Below are 19461 nucleotides of genomic sequence, written 5' to 3'. Positions count from 1 at the left end.
TTGTTGACGTTAGGTCAATCGGCCGTGGCAGTGTTTGAACTTCTTGCCCGAACCACAGGGGCATTGATCGTTGCGCGAAGGATTACCCCAGGTCGACGGATCATTCTCGTCAAAGCCGGGCAGTGCATCGCCCGACGCGACGGCCTCGGCCTTGGCCTCGGCAGCGCCAGCAGCCTGATCAACGGCCTGCTGAGCTTGCGCTTGCTGGGCCGCCATCTGCGCCAGCATCTCGCGCTGTTCTTCTTCGGTCAGCGGGCGCACGCGCGACAATTGCTGAGTTACGGTTTCGCGCAGACTGTCCAGCATGCCTTCGAACAGCTGGAAGCTTTCGTTCTTATACTCGTTCAGCGGATCGCGCTGGGCGTAGCCCCGGAATCCAACGACCGAGCGCAGATGTTCCAGCGTCAGCAGGTGCTCGCGCCATTTGCCGTCGATAGTCTGCAGCAGAACCTGTTTTTCGATGTTGCGCATGTTTTCGGGGCCGAAGGCCACAGCCTTTTGCGCCATCATCTCATCGGCGGCCTTAACCAGACGCTCACGCACCTGTTCGTCATCTACGCCTTCTTCGGCGGCCCAGTCCTGAACCGGGGCATCGATGGTCAGCTTTTCTTTGATTGCCTCATGCAGCCCATCGGTATCCCACTGATCTGCATAGGATTTTGGCGGCATATATTCGTCGATCAGATCGTCGATCACCTGCTCGCGCATGTCCGAGACGATCTCGGACAGGTCGTCGGCTGACATGATCTCGCGCCGCTGGCTGAAGATCACCTTACGCTGATCGTTCATCACGTCGTCGAATTTCAGAACGTTCTTGCGCATGTCAAAGTTGCGGCCTTCGACCTTGGATTGCGCGCGTTCCAGCGATTTGTTGACCCAGGGGTGAACGATGGCTTCGCCCTCTTTCATGCCCAGTGTGGTCAACACCTTGTCCAGACGTTCCGAGCCGAAGATGCGCATCAGATCGTCTTCGAGGCTCAGGTAGAATACCGTGCGACCGGGATCGCCCTGACGGCCCGAGCGACCGCGCAGCTGGTTGTCGATGCGGCGGCTTTCATGGCGTTCCGAGGCCATCACATAAAGCCCGCCCGCATCCAGAACCTTTTGTTTTTCCTCGGCGTGCTTGGCCTCTTCCGCGGCGCGTAGCTCGGCTGGGTCGGCCTCGGGGTTTTCGGCTAGGGCCTGCAAAACCTTCATTTCCACATTGCCGCCCAGTTGAATGTCAGTACCACGACCGGCCATGTTGGTGGCGATGGTAACCGCACCGTAGCGGCCCGCATCGGCCACGATTTGGGCCTCTTGTTCATGCTGGCGGGCGTTCAGAACGTTGTGTTCGATCTTTTCCTTGGTCAGCATCTGGCTGAGGACTTCGGATTTCTCGATCGAGGTGGTGCCGATCAGAACCGGTTGACCCTTTTCCTGGGCCTTCTTCGCTTCAGAGATAATCGCGCCGTATTTCTCCATCGCGGTACGATAAACCTGATCGTCTTCGTCGAGACGCGCAATCGGACGGTTGGTGGGGACTTCGACCACACCCAGACCGTAGATTTCCTGGAATTCTTCGGCTTCGGTCAGCGCTGTCCCGGTCATGCCGCCCAGCTTGTCATAGAGGCGGAAATAGTTCTGGAAGGTCACGCTGGCCAGAGTCACGTTCTCAGGCTGAATCTGGACGTTTTCTTTCGCCTCGATCGCTTGGTGCAGACCTTCCGACAGGCGACGGCCCGGCATCATACGGCCAGTGAATTCGTCGATCAGCACCACGTTGCCGTCACGCACGATATAGTCCTTGTCTCGCTGGAACAGTTTATGCGCACGCAGACCCTGATTGACGTGATGCACCACGGTGGTGCTTTCGGGATCATATAGAGAATGATCCTCGGGGATCAGGCCCGCGGCGATCAGTTGTTGTTCCAGAAACTCGTTGCCCTCATCGGTGAAGGTCACGTTGCGGGATTTTTCGTCCAGCGAGTAGTGATCATCACTCAGGCTCGGGATCAGCGCATCAATCGCTGTGTACAGGTCCGAACGGTCCTGCGCCGGACCCGAGATGATCAGTGGCGTCCGCGCCTCATCAATCAGGATCGAGTCGACTTCATCCACAATCGCGAAATTGTGGTATTTCTGATAGATATCGGCCATATCGGCCTTCATGTTGTCGCGCAGATAGTCGAAGCCAAGCTCATTGTTGGTGGCGTAGGTCACGTCACAGGCATAAGCGGCTTTCTTCTCGGCATCTTGTTGGCCCGACCAGATCACACCGGTGGTCATACCCAACGCGGCAAAGACTTTGCCCATCCATTCAGCATCCCGTTTGGCCAGGTATTCGTTAACGGTGACGACATGAACGCCCTTGCCGGTCAGGGCGTTCAGATAGGCGGGGAAAGTGGCAACCAGCGTCTTACCCTCACCCGTCTTCATCTCCGAGATATTGCCCTGATGAAGGAAGGTGCCACCCATCAACTGTACATCAAAGGCCCGCAGACCCAGTGCACGTTTGGCACCTTCGCGCACGTTAGCGAAGGCTTCGGGCAGCAGGTCATCCAGGCTCTCGCCATCCAGCGCACGTTTGCGCAGTTCGGCGGTCTTTTCGATCAGACCCTCGTCAGAGAGTTTTTCGAACTCGGGCTCCAGCGCGTTGATCTTTTCGATCAGGGGGCGGGTCGCCTTGATCTTGCGGTCGTTCGGTGTTCCGAACACCTTTTTGGCGAGCGTTCCGAGTCCCAGCATGTTCACTCCAGCGGATCTGTTCTTGTCTTGGTTGCGACAGGCTTGCCCACCTTGCGCGCAACCCATAGATACGGGGGGTGAAAGGCGGCCCTGTCCAAGGCTTCAAAGCGATGTAAGCGGCAGGTTCTGAAGTGTCAACGCTGCGCCCTGTCGCGGCAAAGAAATAGGATGATTCCATGCCCAAAGGCCTCACTTTTCTGCCATCGCTGGCTTTGACCGCTGTGATGGCGCTGCCGCTGGCCGCCGAAACCAAGCCCGATGCAGGTACCGTTCTGGCTACGGTCAACGGGGACGAGATAACATTGGGTCACGTTGTCGCCACCGTCGCAGCATTGCCGCAACAATATCAGCAGATCGAGGACGATGTGCTGTATGACTTCGTGCTTGAGCAACTGATCCAGCAGCAATTGCTGGGCCAACAGCAGGAAGAGCTGACCCAGCAAAACGCGCTGACGCTGGACAATGAGACGCGCTCATTGCTGGCGGTGCAGACTGTGAACGCCCTGACCAACGATGTTGTGACGGATGAGGCAGTACAAGCGGCCTATGACGCGCAGTTTGCCGAATTTGAAGGTGAAGACGAGTTCGATGCCAGCCATATTCTGGTTGAGTCCGAGGACGAGGCCAAAGCGCTCAAGTCGCAACTTGATGACGGCGCCGACTTTGCCGAGATGGCGCGCGAGCATTCGACCGGGCCGTCCGGCCCCAATGGCGGTGCGCTGGGCTGGTTCGGCAAGGGTCAGATGGTGCCCGAATTTGAAAACGCCGTGCTGGGCCTTGAAAAAGGTCAAGTTTCAGACCCGGTACAAACGCAGTTCGGCTGGCATCTGGTGATCCTGAACGACAAGCGCAAATCCGAAGCCCCCGCGCTTGAGGCCGTGCGCGATGAACTGGCCCAGACCATTCAGCAAGAGGCTATTCAGGCCCGTATTGATGAGTTGACCCAACAGGCTCAGATCGAACGCACCGCGCTTGAAGGGGTGGGTCCTGAAGTTATCCGCCAGCTGGACCTGATTCAGGAGTAACCCCCGTGGCCACGATCACCAAAACCTCGCCACTGGCCCCTGCCGGTTTCCCCGACCTGCCAGCGATTGACGGAGTGCGTTTTGCAACCGTCGAGGCAGGGGTGCGCTACAAAGGCCGGACCGACGTCATGTTGGCGGTGCTCGATCCCGGCACGTCCGTAGCAGGGGTGTTTACGCGCTCGGCCACCCGCGCCGCTCCGGTGCTGGACTGTCAGGACAAGATCGGTGGTTCCAGCGATGGGCCAGCGGCGATTTTGGTGAACTCGGGCAATGCCAACGCCTTCACCGGCCACTACGGCCAAAACTCGGTCGCCGAGGTGACGCAAGCGGTTGCCAAGGCGACCGGCGTTGCGGTTGAGAGGGTCTTCACCTCATCCACCGGCGTGATCGGTGAACCGCTGCCGCATGATCGCATTGTCTCGCAGCTTGAGGCGTTGAAATCCGGTCTCAGTCGTCACGTGATCGAGGACGCGGCGCGGGCCATCATGACCACCGATACCTTCCCGAAAGGGGCGTCGGCTCAGGTCGAGATTGACGGCAAAACAGTCTCTATTGCGGGGATTGCCAAGGGATCGGGCATGATCGCGCCAGACATGGCGACGATGCTTGTCTACATCTTCACTGACGCTGTGGTTGACCAATCGGCGCTGCAATCCATGCTGGGCGCGCAGACAGACCGGACTTTCAATTGCATCACCGTCGATAGCGATACCTCGACCTCAGACAGCCTGTTGCTGTGCGCAACCGGTGCGTCAGGCGTCGATGCTACGGGGAACGCGGCCTTCGCTGCGGCTTTAGAAAACGTCATGCTGGACCTTGCGCAGCAAGTTGTGCGCGACGGCGAAGGGGCAACGAAATTCGTGGAAATCCGCGTGACCGGAGCCGCCTCGGATGCAGATGCCAAGGTGCATGGGTTGGCGATTGCGAACTCCCCTCTGGTGAAAACTGCGATTGCAGGTGAGGACCCAAACTGGGGCCGCGTTGTCATGGCAATCGGCAAATCCGGAGCCGCTGCAGATCGCGACCTGCTGAGCATTTTCTTCGGCGATATTCTGGTCGCTGAAAAAGGCTGGGTCAGCCCTGATTATCGCGAGGAAGACGCGGCCGCCTACATGCAAGGCCAAGACCTTGTGATCGCAGTCGATCTTGGGTTGGGCGAGGGCCAGTCCACCGTTTGGACCTGCGACTTGACCCACGGCTATATCGAGATCAACGCGGATTATCGTTCATGAAGACAGTATTAGTGTCTGCTGTGGCTCTGATCGACATCGAGGGCCGCGTCTTGCTGGCCCAACGTCCCGAGGGCAAATCCATGGCTGGTCTGTGGGAATTCCCCGGCGGCAAGATCGAACCCGGCGAAACCCCCGAAGCCGCCCTGATCCGCGAATTACACGAGGAACTTGGTATTGACACTTGGGCCTCCTGCCTCGCGCCGCTGACCTTTGCAAGCCACAGCTACGACGATTTCCACTTGCTCATGCCACTGTTTGCCTGCCGCAAATGGGAAGGCATCCCGCAGTCCAAAGAGGGTCAGGCGCTGAAATGGGTGCGGGCGAATGATCTGCGCAATTACCCGATGCCTGCCGCGGATGTACCGCTGATTCCGATACTGCGGGATTGGTTGTGAACGTCTGGCAAAACCAGAGTTAAGGTCTCCAAATGAAAGAATAGAAAAGAAACCCAGCGGGATTTTTCGCAGGGTTTCCTATCTTCGAATGTTAAGCCCAGCCAAGCTGCTTCAAGGAATGCGCATCGTTCCAGATTTTCGTCATATGCCGAATTTTGTCGCCATCGAATTCAATCGCGTAAACGTAGTCGGCCGCGATTGTTTTGCCGGTGGCCGGAACCGGACCATCTACTGAATGGGTTCCGTGGAAAACAGCAAATGCATTCACGATTCCACGGTCATCGTCAGTCGAGAAAGATTTTAGCTCATAGTGCCCATCTGGAATCGGAGTTAGCAGCCCCTTCATCCAGTCGGCGTAACCTTCTAGTGTCGTCACATCGACCAGAGCATCGGCTTGCGCTGAAAACGTGGCCCCGTCGTGACAGAAGTCCTTACAGCCGTCCCAGCCTTTGCCGGTTTCGCATGCCTCAAAGAACTCTCGTGCAGTTTTTTGAATGGACATTGGTTTCCCCCTTAAACAACGGCCAACTGAATTGGCCACTCAGTCACTCAACACCAATCAGAGTACGCTGAAACGTGCGTATCTCAAAACTACCCAGGATAAACCTGCAAGGCCGAGCTGGAATGACGTAGGCTCAAATGTGTGCAGATATTCGATTGCGCTGAACTTTAGAGCGCATGTTCGATCGTGCGAAACGAGTCCGCCTGACCCTGTTACAATTCGTAAGAATTGAGAAAACATCAGGCAAAACTTGACGCTGATTGTACCTATGCTCCTAATCGGGGCATTGGCGTTCGGGCACCATCCCGGACCCGCCATTTCCGGCCCGGGGAGGGGTCGGGTGGGGAGGAGAAAGAGATTGGCTCAGACGCAGTCGGGCGCTGAAGGGATGCAGTCCCTTCCGGCGCTGCTACATCGCAATGCGACAGAGTTCGGGGATACCCCGGCTTATCGGGAAAAGGAATTCGGGATCTGGCAATGCTGGACCTGGGCGGAGGCCGCCAAGGAAATCCGCGCCATCGCGCTTGGGTTTCTGGAGTTGGGCGTCGAGAAGGGCGACCACATCGCCGTCATTGGTCGCAACCGTCCGGCGCATTATTGGTCAATGGTCGCGGCGCAGATGGTGGGCGCGGTTCCGGTGCCTCTGTATCAGGACTCGGTCGCCGAAGAGATGGCCTATGTGCTGGAGCATTGCGGTGCGAATTTTGTCGTCTGCGGTGATCAGGAACAGGTCGACAAGGTCATCGAGATTCAGGAAAATCTGCATCAGGTCAAACACATCCTCTATACCGACAAGCGCGGGATGCGGAAGTATGACCACTCGCAGATGAACGCGCTTGAGGACATTATGGCCGAGGGCAGCGCTGGGCACGCGCGGTTCGATACCGAGCTGGACAAGCGTATCGCGGCGATCACCTATGACGATACCTGCGTGATGCTGTATACCTCAGGGACAACAGGCAAGCCCAAGGGTGTGGTGCTGTCGAACCGGAATGTCATTGAAAGTGCAAAGAACTCGGCCGAGTTCGATCATCTGACCCGGAACGAAGACATTCTGTCTTACCTGCCGATGGCCTGGGTGGGCGATTTCATCTTCTCGATCGGTCAGGCCTATTGGTGCGGCTTCTGTGTGAACTGCCCCGAGAGCGCCGACACGATGATGACGGACCTGCGCGAGATCGGACCGACCTATTTCTTTGCCCCGCCGCGCGTTTTTGAAACGCAGCTGACCAATGTGATGATCCGGATGGAGGATGCGGGCAAGCTGAAGCGCAATATGTTCCATCATTTCATGGCACATGCCAAGAAGGTCGGTGGTCTGTTGCTGGACGGCAAGCCGGTGGGCTTTGGCGACAAGCTGAAATACGCGCTGGGCAATATGCTGGTTTACGGCCCGTTGAAGGATACGCTCGGCTATGGCCGGTTCCGCGTCGGCTATACGGCGGGTGAGGCCATCGGGCCGGAAATCTTTGATTTCTACCGCTCTTTGGGCATCAACCTGAAGCAGCTTTATGGTCAGACCGAAGCGACTGTCTTTATCACCCAACAGCCGGACGGAGAGGTGCGGGCGGATACGGTCGGCGTTCCAGCCCCTGCGGTCGAATTGAAAATCGACGATACGGGCGAGATCCACTACCGCTCACCCGGTGTGTTTGTCGAATACTACAACAACCCGGACTCGACGGCCTCGACCAAGGATGCTGAGGGTTGGGTTGCGACCGGGGACGCGGGGTTCATCGAGGAAAGCTCGGGCCACTTGCGGATCATCGACCGCGCCAAGGATGTGGGCAAAATGGCTGACGGGTCGATGTTCGCCCCGAAGTATGTCGAGAACAAGCTGAAATTCTATCCCGATATTCTTGAGGTCGTTCTGTTCGGGAACGGCAAGGATCGCTGCGTGGCCTTCATCAATATCGACCTGACGGCGGTCGGAAACTGGGCCGAGCGCAACAACGTGGCTTACGCGTCCTACCAGGAACTGGCGGGACATCCGCGTGTGTTAGAGACGATTAAGGCCCACGTGGAAGAGGTTAACAAATCGGTCGCTGCGGATGAGATGCTGTCGGGCTGTCAGGTGCATCGCTTTGTGGTTCTGCATAAGGAACTGGATGCCGATGATGGCGAGATGACCCGGACCCGCAAGGTACGGCGCGGTTTTGTCGAGGACAAGTTCCACGACATTATCGCCGCGCTTTATGACGGGTCCTCGAGCGTTTCAACGACGACCGAAGTGACCTATGAGGATGGGCGCAAGGGGTCGATTTCTGCGACGCTTGAGATCGTTGATGCGCCGGTTGTGTCGGTCGCGCATCACAAGGTTGCGGCGGAATGATGGGCCGTTCGAGCGCCGCTCGACCTGCGGTCATCGCCCCGCCCGCCGTCCCGTTTTTGCGTAAGTCTGGGAGAGACTGATGCTGGATAATTCCGAAGGATATGTCACCGAAGACGGCCGCAAGATCGGCGGCGTGGTGATGGAGATGAAAAACATCACCCTGCGATTTGGCGGCGTGGTGGCGATCAAGGATATCTCGTTTGATATTCGCGAGGGCGAAATCCGCGCCATTATCGGGCCGAATGGGGCGGGCAAGTCCTCGATGCTGAATGTGATCTCGGGGTTTTATGTCCCGCAGGAGGGGGAGGTTTGGTTCCACGGCTCCAAGCGCCCTCCGATGCGGCCGTTTGAGGTGGCACAGCAGGGGATTGCGCGGACCTTCCAGAACATTGCCCTGTTCGAAGGCATGAGCGTCCTGGACAACGTCATGACCGGACGCCTGAGCTTTATGAAGACCAATATCCTTCAGCAGGCTTGGTGGAAGGGGAAGGCCGAAGCGGAAGAGACCGAAAATCGTGAGGCGGTTGAGAGGATCATTGACTTCCTCGAGATCCAGCACATCCGCAAGACGCCTGTGTCACGCCTGCCCTACGGGTTGAAGAAGCGGGTGGAGCTTGCGCGTGCTCTGGCGGCGGAGCCGAAGCTGCTGCTGTTGGATGAACCCATGGCGGGCATGAACGTCGAAGAGAAAGAGGATATGAGCCGCTTCATCCTCGATGTGAATGATGAATTTGGCACCACCATCGCTCTGATCGAACACGACATGGGCGTGGTGATGGATCTAAGCGATCGGGTCGTCGTGATGGATTACGGCAAGAAAATTGGCGACGGCACGCCCGACGAGGTGCGCAACAACCAAGAGGTCATCGACGCCTATCTGGGGGTCAGCCATGACTGACATCGGATTAGTAAATTGGGGGGGCACCTATGCCTGAACAACTCGTATTTGCGATGGAGGTCATCCTCAACGGTCTGATGGCCGGGGTGCTTTATGCGCTGGTCGCGCTGGGCTTTGTGCTGATCTACAAGGCCTCGGGGATTTTCAATTATGCCCAAGGGGTTATGGCGCTTTTTGCGGCGATGACGCTGGTTGGGATCATGAAGGGGCAGGTGCCGTTTGCCCATCTGATCAATGCGATTTTCGGGACGCATATCCACTACTTTGGCTGGAACGTGCCTGCGCTCTTGGCGATCCTTTTGACCATGGCGGTGATGGTATTGCTGGCCTGGGCGGTGCAGCGCTTCGTCATGCGCCATCTAGTCGGACAAGAGCCGATCATTCTGTTCATGGCCACCATTGGTCTGGCTTACTTCCTTGAGGGCGTGGCCGACCTGATGTGGGGGTCTGAGATCAAGACGCTTGACGTAGGTCTGCCGCAAGGCATCAACCTGTGGATTGATGAAACGACCTACAACATCTTCGACTACGGCTTCTTCATCGACAATCTGGACATCGTGGCGACGATCATCGCGGCGCTTCTGGTGGCAGCTCTGGTCGCATTCAGCCAGTACACCAAACAGGGCCGGGCGATGCGCGCTGTTGCAGATGACCATCAGGCAGCGCTGTCAGTTGGCATCTCACTGAACTTCATTTGGGTCATGGTCTGGTCGGTCGCAGGGTTCGTCGCTCTGGTCGCAGGGATCATGTGGGGCACCAAATCGGGCGTTCAGTTCTCGCTGTCGCTGATCGCGCTCAAGGCTTTGCCGGTATTGATGCTGGGCGGCTTCACCTCGATCCCCGGAGCCATCGTCGGCGGGCTGATCATCGGCGTGGGCGAGAAGCTGTTCGAATTCGCCTTAGGACCTGCGCTGGGCGGCGCGACTGAGAACTGGTTTGCCTACGTGCTGGCGCTGATCTTCCTCGTGTTCCGACCTCAGGGCCTGTTCGGCGAGAAGATCATCGAGAGGGTTTAGCGATGACCAAGCTGATCGCCATCATCAACGTCATCGCATGGGCCGGGTTCTGGGCGTTTGGGTATATAGCCCTGACCTCGGACGATCTTTCCGAAGGCCAGCTGACCATCGCGGCAATCCTGGCTTTTGCGGGTCTGATCATGGGCGTTCTGGCCTATTTGAAACTGGTCCGCGCGTCTGAGGCGAGCGGATACGCCAAGGGCTCAAACCAATTGGACGCCGCGGCCCGGAACCGGGCGCAGGAAGAATGGGGAAAGTAAGATATGTTCTATCGTGAGGCCGGGGACTTCAAAACCTCGTACATTGCTGACAGCCAGACTTTCCCGATCAAGTTTGACCGGTATCGCTACTATGTCGTGCTGGCGGTGGCGTTCGGGATCATACCCTTCATCATCAACGATTATTGGGCCAACGCCCTGCTGCTGCCCTTTCTGATCTACGCCATCGCGGCGATCGGGCTGAACATCCTTGTGGGCTATTGCGGGCAGGTCTCGCTGGGGACCGGAGGGTTCATGGCTGTGGGTGCCTATGCCTGCTACAAGCTGATGACTGCTTTCCCGGATGTCAGCATGTTCATCCACGTGATCCTTGCCGGAGGTATCACGGCCTTTGTGGGCGTGTTGTTCGGCTTGCCGAGCCTGCGGATCAAGGGGTTCTATCTGGCCGTGGCGACGCTTGCGGCGCAGTTCTTTTTGGTCTGGCTGTTTAACCGAGTGCCGTGGTTCTACAACTACTCGGCTTCGGGTCAGATCAACGCGCCGGAACGGGATGTGTTTGGTATCATCATAACCGGTCCAAATGCTCCGGCATGGGCGACCTATCTGTTCTGCCTGATTTTCCTGACCGTCTGCGCCATCCTCGCGCGCAACCTGACGCGGGGCACCACGGGCCGGACCTGGATGGCGATCCGAGACATGGATATCGCTGCCGAAATCATTGGCGTGAACCCCCTCAAGGCCAAATTGACCGCCTTTGCCGTCAGCTCGTTCTTCGTAGGCATCGCAGGGGCGCTGTTCTTCGCGGTCTATCTGGGCGCGGTCGAAGTCGGTGAGGTCTTTGGCATCCAGAAATCATTCCTAGTGCTGTTCATGGTCATTATCGGTGGATTAGGGTCTATTTTTGGGTCCTTTGCAGGGGCGGCTTTCCTTGTGCTGTTGCCGGTCGTGCTGAAGTTGATCGGTGTAGACCTGCTGGGTTGGCCCACGGACATTGTGGCGCACCTGAACCTCGTGATCGTAGGCGGGCTGATCATCATGTTCCTGATCCTCGAACCACATGGGCTGGCGCAGCTTTGGCGTGTCGCCAAGGAGAAACTCAGACTCTGGCCATTCCCGCACTAGGGACAGGCCCAATCAAAAAAGACGGGCGCAAACGCCCGAAACCACCATCGGATCAATCAAGGGAGGAGACACCCGATGAACAAGAAACTGGCAACCCTGGCGCTGGGCGCCGTGATGGCCGCAGGCCCGGTCATGGCCGACCTTGTGTTCCCGTCGCTCAGCTACCGGACGGGTCCCTACGCGGCAGGCGGTATTCCGTTTGCTGACGGTTACGCCGACTATTTCACCCTGCTGAATGAACGCGATGGCGGCATCGGGGGTGTTCCAGCCAAGGTTATCGAATGCGAAACCGGCTATAACACTGAAAAAGGTGTGGAATGCTATGAATCGACCAAGGGCGAAGGTGCGCTGGTCTATCAACCGCTGTCCACCGGAATTACCTATCAGCTGATCCCGAAAGTGACGGCAGATGGCATTCCCTTGCACACAATGGGATATGGCCGGACCTCGGCTGCGAATGGCGAGGTGTTCAGCCACGTGTTCAACTATCCGGCCAACTACTGGAACGGAGCTTCGGGCGCGATTAACTATCTGCTGGATGAAAACGGCGGAGACCTGAGCGGCAAGAAAATCGCGTTGGTCTACCACAACTCTGCCTACGGCAAAGAGCCGATCCGCACTCTGGAAACGCTGGCCGAAAAGCACGGCTATGAGCTGTCTCTGCTGCCTGTCGACCACCCAGGTCAGGAGCAGAAGTCGCAGTGGCTGCAAATCCGCCGCGAAAAGCCCGATTTTGTGATCATGTGGGGCTGGGGCGTCATGAACCAAGTTGCGGTTCAGGAAGCGGCCAACATTCGCTTCCCGATGGAGAACTTCATTGGCGTCTGGTGGTCAGGTGCTGAATTCGATGTCGAGCCTGCAGGTGAAAAGGCCACCGGCTACAAGGCCCTGACCTTCACGGGCCTGGGTATGGACTATCCGGTCTATGACGATCTGCAGAAATACGTCGTCGATGCCGGTAAAGCCGCAGGCGCAGGGGATCAACTGGGCACTGTTCAGTACAACCGCGGTCTCTATGCTGCGATGTTGGCGGCTGAAGCGGTAAAGACTGCGCAGGAAATGCACGGCACTGCCGAGATCGACGCGTCAATGATGCGCGATGGCATGGAAGCGTTGGAAATCACCAATGCCAAGATGGAAGGTCTGGGCATGGTCGGTTTCGGGCCGGAATTCTCGGTTTCCTGTGAAAACCATGGCGGCCCCGGTCTTGTGGGCGTGGTCCAGTGGGATGCAGCGGCCGGAACCTGGAACCCGGTTCAGGACTTCAAACCGACAGATGCCGAAGTCATCAACGCTCTGATCGCAGAAGACTCGGCGGCTTATGCGGCTGAAAACAATATCGAAACGCGCTGCAACTAAAGCGCTCTGAACCAAGCGGGGCGGCGGTTTGCTGCCGCCCTGACCCGAACACGCGAACGAGGATAGGCGCTGATGCTGGATGCGGCCCAAACCACGGATGTGCAGGCGGAAACCCTGCTTGAGGTCAACAATATCGAGGTGATCTACAATCACGTGATCCTCGTGCTGAAGGGCGTCAGCCTGACGGTTCCCAAAGGCGGCATCACGGCGCTGCTTGGGGGGAATGGCGCGGGCAAGACCACGACGCTTAAGGCGGTGTCGAACCTACTGCATTCCGAACGGGGTGAGGTCACCAAGGGCTCGATCAAGTATCGCGGCCAAAGCGTTCATGAAAGCGACCCGGCGGATCTGGTGGAAAAAGGCGTCATTCAGGTGATGGAAGGCCGCCACTGTTTCGAACACCTCACGGTCGAGGAAAACCTGCTGACCGGGGCCTATACCCGCAAGGACGGCAATGCCGCGATCCAGAGCGATCTGGAGCTGGTTTACAATTACTTCCCGCGCCTGAAAGAGCGCCGCAAAAGTCAGGCGGGCTATACTTCGGGCGGGGAACAGCAGATGGTCGCGATGGGCCGCGCGCTAATGTCACGGCCCGAGACGATCCTGCTGGATGAACCCTCGATGGGGCTTGCCCCGCAGCTGGTCGAAGAGATTTTCGGCATCGTAAGAGATCTGAACGAGAAAGAAGGCGTTTCGTTCCTATTGGCCGAGCAGAACACCAATGTGGCGCTCAGGTTTGCGCATTACGGCTATATTCTGGAATCCGGTCGCGTGGTGATGGACGGCCCTGCTGCCGAACTACGTGAGAACCCGGATGTGAAGGAATTCTATCTCGGCATGTCGGATGAAGGCCGAAAAAGCTTTCGCGATGTGCGCTCGTACCGCCGCCGCAAGCGGTGGTTGTGATCTGATGGAGGATATGGCGATGACCTATTTCGACGCACTCGAAACGCGCTCGGCGGATCAGCGCGCCTCGGATCAGGCGATGGCGCTGCAGTCGCAAATGGAACGGGCGCGGTCTGCGCCTGGGTTCATGGCGCATTTCGCTGAAATAGACACTAATACGGTGAAAACGGCCGAAGACCTGCCCATGCTACCGGTGCTACGCAAGTCGGACCTGACCCGCGCGCAAGGAGAGCGCCCGCCCTTTGGCGGCTTTACAGTCAAACCGGCGCGGCACTTTCACCATGTGTTCCAATCCCCCGGCCCGATCTATGAGCCTGGCAGCACAGACCACGATTGGTGGCGCATGGGCCGGTTCCTGAACGCTGCCGGTGTCGGCGCGGGCGACATTGTTCAGAATTGCTTCGGCTATCACCTGACGCCTGCGGGCATGATCTTTGAAAACGGCGCACGTGCGGTTGGCGCGGCTGTTCTGCCTGCCGGAACCGGCCAGACCGAGCTGCAGGTGACCGCGGCTCGCGACGTTGGATGCACGGCCTACGCGGGCACGCCGGACTATCTGAAGGTCATTCTGGACAAGGCCGATGCCATGGGCGTTGCGCTGAGTTTCTCAAAGGCCGCTGTGGGTGGGGGCGCGCTGTTCCCCTCGTTGCGGCAGGAATACGCGGATCGCGGCATTGCCTGTCTGCAATGTTATGCCACGGCCGATCTGGGCAATATCGCCTATGAGAGCGCCGCGATGGAGGGGATGATTTTGGACGAACACGTCATCGTCGAAATCGTCACCCCTGGCACCGGAACTCCGGTTGCGACTGGTGAGGTTGGCGAGGTCGTGGTGACCTCTCTCAACCCAGATTACCCGCTGATCCGGTTTGCGACCGGTGACCTGTCGGCCATTATGCCGGGTCAGTCGCCTTGCGGTCGTACGAACGCTCGGATCATGGGATGGATGGGGCGTGCCGATCAGACCACCAAGATCAAGGGCATGTTCGTCCGGCCCGAGCAGGTGGCCGCGCTGGTCGACAAACATGCCGAGATCGTCAAAGCCCGCGTGATTGCGGCCCGTCAGGGTGAGATGGACACAATGACCGTCCAGATCGAAAGCGCTGGTGGCGATGACATGGCTTATGCGAAATCCGTGGCCGAAGTGCTGAAGCTGAAAGGCGCGATCGAGGTTGTGGCCCCGGGGTCCTTGCCCAAGGATGGTCTGGTGATCGAGGATCAGCGGGTCTATGACTGATATCTGCGGCGTTTGATGCCGCAGATTTGTTGCAAGATTTGTTGCTCCGGGCACTGGTGTTTCCTAGCGTTTTAGTCGAGAAAGAAGACGCCCTCGCCACTTACAAGCCCGGACAATGGCCCAGATCGAATATTCTGAAAATGGATCACGAAACCGCGGTGTGCGTGGCACGCGGCTTTTGGCGGCCATTGCCTATGTCGTGGCGGCGGCCTGTCTGTTGCCGATGGTTGCGGTGGTTCTGGCGGCGCTGACCGGTGGCACGGAAACCATCTCGCACCTGGCTGAAACCGTGCTGCCCCGCTACACGATGACCACCGCCATATTGGTGGTCCTGGTGGCTGTTGGCACTTTCAGCATCGGGACCGGAGCCGCTTGGCTGGTGACGATGACGCGGTTCCCCGGCGTGCGCCTGTTGGAGATCGCGCTGGTCCTGCCGCTGGCCTTCCCGGCCTACGTTCTGGCCTATGCCTACACGTTCATATTGGACCATCCCGGTATCGTACAGGCCACGCTGCGCGATGTGACGGGTTGGGGGCCGCGCGACTACTGGTTCCCCGAAATCCGCTCGACCGAGGGCGCGGCGGTGATGCTGACGCTGGTGCTATATCCCTATGTCTACCTGCTGGCGCGGGCAGCGTTCCTGCAGCAAAGCGCTACCGCGTTTCTGGCGGCGCGGGCGTTGGGAAACAGCCCTTGGCTGGCCTTTCGGCGGGTTTCGCTGCCGATGGCGCGTCCTGCCATTGCCGGAGGCGTTCTTCTGGCGATCATGGAGACCATCGCCGATTTCGGAACCGTCTCGTATTTTGGCGTCCAGACCTTCGCCACGGGCATTTATACCAGTTGGTTTTCGCTGGGAGATCGTGCAGGCGCCGCACAACTGGCCTTGTGCTTGCTGACCTTCGCGCTTGTATTGGCTGTGGCTGAACGCACGCGGCGCGGCAAGGCCAAGTATTATCAAGCGGGCAAGCAACATGCAGCTCTGCCCGCAGCGCAACTGACTGGATGGCGCGCGATCGGTGCTTTTGCCCTCTGCGCCATTCCCGTGTTTTTCGGGTTCCTGCTGCCGGTGGTCGTTCTGTTCGAGATGGGGTTGAAATCCGAGCAGAACCTGCTGTCGCCCCGCTACCTCGGCTTCATTCAGAACTCGCTGACTCTTGCCGGGACGGCTGCTGTCATCACAGTTATTGCGGCCGTCAGTGTCGGGTTCTTTCAGCGCTTGAGGCCGGGGCGGCCCTCGACCATCGCGGGTTATATCGCGCGGCTAGGCTATGCGGTGCCGGGTGGAGTGATCGCGGTTGGACTATTGGTGCCTTTTGCCAGCTTTGACAACGCGTTGGACGCGTGGATGCGCGCGACATTTGACGTATCGACCGGCCTGCTAGTGACCGGGTCAATCTGGCTGCTGGTGGCGGCCTATATGGTGCGGTTCCTTGCGGCGGCCCTAAGTGCTTATGAAGGCGGGCAGAGTACGGTTCACGCCAATATGGACGCCGCAGCCCGGTCTTTGGGGCAGACACCTCTGGGCACGCTCAGGCGGGTGCATCTGCCGATCCTGACGCCCTCGTTGCTGACGGCCCTGTTGATCGTATTTGTCGACGTGATGAAGGAATTGCCTGCAACGCTGATCATGCGTCCCTTCAACTTTGACACGCTGGCGGTGCAGGCATACCGGCTGGCCTCGGACGAGCGGCTCGAGGGGGCGGCGGTGCCATCCTTGGTCATTCTGGCCGTTGGATTACTGCCTGTGATCCTGATATGTCGACAAGTCGGACGGCGGTAACACCCGTTGACGAATTATGGCCCGCTTGCGCATCGGGCTTGATTCAGCCGCGTTTTCCGGCAAGGCTTGTGGTATGAACATGCAGCCTCCCAGCCGGTTCCCAACAAACTCGGCCCAGATGCCCGTCGCGTTCGACCGGCGCGAGATGTCCCATATCCTGTCCGTCTATGGCAAGATGGTCGCCGCCGGAGAATGGCGCGACTACGGAATTTCCAACCTGCGCGACATGGCGATTTTTTCGATCTTCCGACGTACCGCCGAGCATCCCATCTACCGGATCGAGAAACACCCCCGCCTGCGCCAAAAGCAGGGGATGTATTCCGTTGTTGGGATGGACGGGCGTATCCTGAAACGCGGCCACGATCTGCGCACGGTTCTAAGGGTGCTCGAGCGCAAGCTGATCCGCTCAGTTTCTCCGGATTAGAGCCTAAAGCTCCGGATGCCGCCCGTAGCCAGTTACGGCGCCGAATTCCTTTTGACCGATACGCGCGATGGCCTCCTCCAGAGGCTCTTTCGCGACGGCCATGTGATATGCGTTTGAGTGCAAAAGCGTATCTTTATCCAGCATCATGCCCACATGACCTTTCCAAAACACCAGATCGCCTCGGCGCAAGCCAGGTTTTGAAATCGGCCTGAAAAACCTAGATTGCATGTCACTATCGCGCGGGCAGGCCATTCCGCAGGACTGATACGCAATCTGAACCAGGCCCGAACAATCAATGCCAAGCCCTGTGTCACCACCGTAGAGGTAAGGGGTGGCAAGAAACTGTTCCGCGACGGTCACAGGATCGGACGCCACCCAGTCCAATTCGGCCAGCTGAGTTTCGCGAATATACCGAGCCGTCGGGACATAACCCTCCTCCTTCACGCAAACCCAGCCGGTTGATCGAATGGCGTTTTCACGGTCCGGGTCACGACGCGGCCAGTATTCAACGAGTGTTCCGAAAGGTAGAATTCTTTCATTCGCGTTTTTGGTCACATCAGGGTGTTCCAACGAGACCGCTCTGGGCACGCAAACTCGATGCGTCGGCTCAATCGGGCGCTTTTGAATTCCGGGTCTGATCCATCCGACATAACCGTCTTTTTTGCGGTATCCGAACAGGGAATTGTCCGTTTTGTCGAGAATGATAAAGACTTCTCCGGACACCATTTGGCACTGACGAGTGCCATTGGGTTCGTCCAGAATGTCCTCTACGAACCTTTGAATCCGAAAGGGTTCGCCGTCTGTAAAAACCTCAGCCTCGACCTGACCTTTCAGGGAAGAATGCGCGAACCGTCCGTTGAAGGGTAAGAGCCTGCGATCTGTCATAGGCCCAAAATCTCGGGCAGTGCGGTCAGCAGGGCGCGTGGGCCTTGCCCCAATCCACCCTTACTGCGACCCGGTTGTTTGCTGGGCTGCCAGGAATAGATGTCGAAATGCATGTAATTGCTGTTTTCGACAAAGCGGCGCAGGAACAGGGCTGCGGTGATCGACCCCGCGAACCCGCCCGAGGGCGCGTTGTCCAGATCGGCAATGCCAGGTTCGATCATCGTCTCATAGGGTGTGTGGAAGGGCATGCGCCAGACTGGATCAGCGGCTTGGGCGGCAGCTTTGCTCAGCGCCCCGGCGGCGCGATCGTCATCTGTGTAGAACGGTGCCAGATCGGGCCCCACGGCCACGCGCGCCGCGCCGGTCAGGGTCGCCATCGAGATCACGAGGTCCGGTTTCCCCTCATCCGCCAGCTCCAGCGCGTCGGCCAGAACCAGCCGCCCCTCTGCATCGGTGTTGTTGATCTCGACCGTCAAACCCTTACGAGAGGTCAGGATATCTCCGGGACGGAAGGCGTTGCTCGCGACCGCATTCTCGACCGCCGGGATCAGCACCCGCAGTTGTAGCGGCAGGTTCAGCGCCATGATCATCCGGGCAAGGCCCAGAACATTGGCGGCACCCCCCATGTCCTTTTTCATCAGACCCATCGACGCGCCCGGTTTCAGGTTCAGCCCGCCGGTATCGAAACACACACCCTTGCCGACGAGCGTCAGCGTCGGCCCGCGCGCGCCCCAATTCATCTCGATCAGTCGCGGGGCCTGATCTGCGGCGCGCCCAACCGTATGAATCATAGGGAAATTCTGCTCCAGTAGCGCGTCTCCGGTGATCGTTTTGCACGTGGCTCCGAATTCGTCCGCCAACGCCTCGGCTGCCGCTTGCAGTTGATCCGGCCCCATATCGGAGGCTGGCGTGTTGACCAGATCGCGGGTCAGCGCCTCGGCATTTGCCAGTACCTCTAACCGCGCGGCATCAACGCCTTCAGGGGCAACCAGTCTCGCCTTGGCGGCGGATTGAGGCGCATAGCGATCAAAGGCGTAGCCGGTCAGCAACCAGCCCAGACACTCCATCTCCAGATGTTCCGCCGGGACGCCGGCCGCGATGTGGTAGCTGCCTTCGGGCAGCGCATCCGCGGCAGCGGCCAGAGGGAACCGCTTGCGGGCGCGCTTGCCCTCGGTCCCGTATCCGGCCAGCGCGAACCCCGCACCGCCTTCCGTGCTTGGAACCGTCAGGACCTGACCCAAAGCGCCCTTGAACCCGTTTGCCGTTACCCAATTTCGGATGTGATCGGACTGACCGGCCAGCCAATCGTCCAGATCAGGTTGCGCCACCACATGCAGCGGCACAGAGGTGTCAGAGGGTTGGGCAAAGCTGAGGGTCATAGTCGTCTCGGGCTGAATGAATTT

At 58.5% G+C, this 19461-nt stretch carries 17 protein-coding genes; 13 read left to right on the top strand and 4 right to left on the bottom strand.

Translation table 11 applies throughout. The features are described 5' to 3' along the window. Nucleotides 1–9 precede the first annotated feature (9 nt). Complete coding sequence (gene secA, locus ACR0KL_RS10125) at nt 10–2727, bottom strand: preprotein translocase subunit SecA (protein WP_170680761.1); 2718 nt, start codon at nt 2725–2727, stop codon at nt 10–12. A gap of 176 nt (nt 2728–2903) precedes the next feature. Between secA and ACR0KL_RS10120 the strand changes: the two genes are divergently transcribed. Genes ACR0KL_RS10120 through mutT form a run of 3 tightly spaced genes read left to right on the top strand, consistent with a single transcriptional unit; the run spans nt 2904 to nt 5379 of the window. After that, a complete protein-coding gene (locus ACR0KL_RS10120) occupies nt 2904–3752 on the top strand; it encodes a peptidylprolyl isomerase (protein WP_170680764.1) in 849 nt (282 codons plus the stop codon). Between the two features lie 5 nt (nt 3753–3757). Then, nucleotides 3758–4984, top strand: a complete 1227-nt coding sequence (gene argJ, locus ACR0KL_RS10115; protein ID WP_480776973.1) for a bifunctional glutamate N-acetyltransferase/amino-acid acetyltransferase ArgJ — start codon at nt 3758–3760, stop codon at nt 4982–4984. Continuing rightward, a complete protein-coding gene (mutT, locus tag ACR0KL_RS10110; protein ID WP_170334201.1) occupies nt 4981–5379 on the top strand; it encodes an 8-oxo-dGTP diphosphatase MutT in 399 nt (132 codons plus the stop codon). Before argJ ends, mutT begins: the two co-directional genes overlap by 4 nt. 91 nt (nt 5380–5470) lie before the next feature. Here mutT and ACR0KL_RS10105 read toward each other — a convergent pair whose 3' ends face one another. Further along, nucleotides 5471–5881: a nuclear transport factor 2 family protein gene (locus ACR0KL_RS10105; RefSeq protein ID WP_170680770.1), complete on the bottom strand. Its 411-nt coding sequence runs from the start codon at nt 5879–5881 to the stop codon at nt 5471–5473. Between the two features lie 388 nt (nt 5882–6269). On the opposite strand from ACR0KL_RS10105, the gene ACR0KL_RS10100 reads away from it, so the two are divergent. From ACR0KL_RS10100 to ACR0KL_RS10055, 10 genes are all read left to right on the top strand, one after another. Further along, nucleotides 6270–8213, top strand: a complete 1944-nt coding sequence (locus ACR0KL_RS10100; RefSeq protein WP_170680843.1) for an AMP-binding protein — start codon at nt 6270–6272, stop codon at nt 8211–8213. A 79-nt stretch (nt 8214–8292) separates the two neighbouring features. Further along, nucleotides 8293–9111, top strand: a complete 819-nt coding sequence (locus tag ACR0KL_RS10095; protein WP_170380262.1) for an ABC transporter ATP-binding protein — start codon at nt 8293–8295, stop codon at nt 9109–9111. 29 nt (nt 9112–9140) lie between these two features. Further along, nucleotides 9141–10127, top strand: a complete 987-nt coding sequence (locus tag ACR0KL_RS10090; RefSeq protein ID WP_170462900.1) for a branched-chain amino acid ABC transporter permease — start codon at nt 9141–9143, stop codon at nt 10125–10127. A 2-nt stretch (nt 10128–10129) separates the two neighbouring features. Further along, the gene (locus tag ACR0KL_RS10085; protein WP_170380264.1) at nt 10130–10387 is read left to right on the top strand and encodes a hypothetical protein; all 258 of its coding nucleotides are present in this window, start codon (nt 10130–10132) and stop codon (nt 10385–10387) included. Between the two features lie 3 nt (nt 10388–10390). Further along, nucleotides 10391–11467, top strand: a complete 1077-nt coding sequence (locus ACR0KL_RS10080; RefSeq protein ID WP_170380265.1) for a branched-chain amino acid ABC transporter permease — start codon at nt 10391–10393, stop codon at nt 11465–11467. Nucleotides 11468–11542: 75 nt separating this feature from the next. After that, nucleotides 11543–12826, top strand: a complete 1284-nt coding sequence (locus tag ACR0KL_RS10075; protein WP_170380266.1) for an ABC transporter substrate-binding protein — start codon at nt 11543–11545, stop codon at nt 12824–12826. Nucleotides 12827–12898: 72 nt separating this feature from the next. Next, the gene (locus tag ACR0KL_RS10070; protein ID WP_170380267.1) at nt 12899–13732 is read left to right on the top strand and encodes an ABC transporter ATP-binding protein; all 834 of its coding nucleotides are present in this window, start codon (nt 12899–12901) and stop codon (nt 13730–13732) included. A 19-nt stretch (nt 13733–13751) separates the two neighbouring features. Then, nucleotides 13752–14969, top strand: a complete 1218-nt coding sequence (locus tag ACR0KL_RS10065) for a phenylacetate--CoA ligase family protein (protein ID WP_480777008.1) — start codon at nt 13752–13754, stop codon at nt 14967–14969. A gap of 115 nt (nt 14970–15084) precedes the next feature. Beyond that, nucleotides 15085–16749, top strand: a complete 1665-nt coding sequence (locus tag ACR0KL_RS10060) for an ABC transporter permease (protein WP_480669466.1) — start codon at nt 15085–15087, stop codon at nt 16747–16749. Between the two features lie 73 nt (nt 16750–16822). Then, a complete protein-coding gene (locus ACR0KL_RS10055; RefSeq protein ID WP_170380289.1) occupies nt 16823–17173 on the top strand; it encodes a DUF2794 domain-containing protein in 351 nt (116 codons plus the stop codon). A gap of 3 nt (nt 17174–17176) precedes the next feature. Here ACR0KL_RS10055 and ACR0KL_RS10050 read toward each other — a convergent pair whose 3' ends face one another. Continuing rightward, complete coding sequence (locus tag ACR0KL_RS10050; RefSeq protein WP_170680777.1) at nt 17177–18058, bottom strand: C40 family peptidase; 882 nt, start codon at nt 18056–18058, stop codon at nt 17177–17179. Continuing rightward, on the bottom strand, nt 18055–19437 hold the full coding sequence (locus tag ACR0KL_RS10045; protein ID WP_170680780.1) for a M17 family metallopeptidase: 1383 nt from the start codon (nt 19435–19437) through the stop codon (nt 18055–18057). The genes ACR0KL_RS10050 and ACR0KL_RS10045 overlap by 4 nt, the downstream gene beginning before the upstream one ends. Nucleotides 19438–19461: the final 24 nt, after the last annotated feature.

It is taken from the genome of Ruegeria sp. C8 (assembly GCF_056537565.1).
Note: the sequence above shows the minus strand (reverse complement) of the source record. Positions and strands in the feature narration are given on the sequence as shown.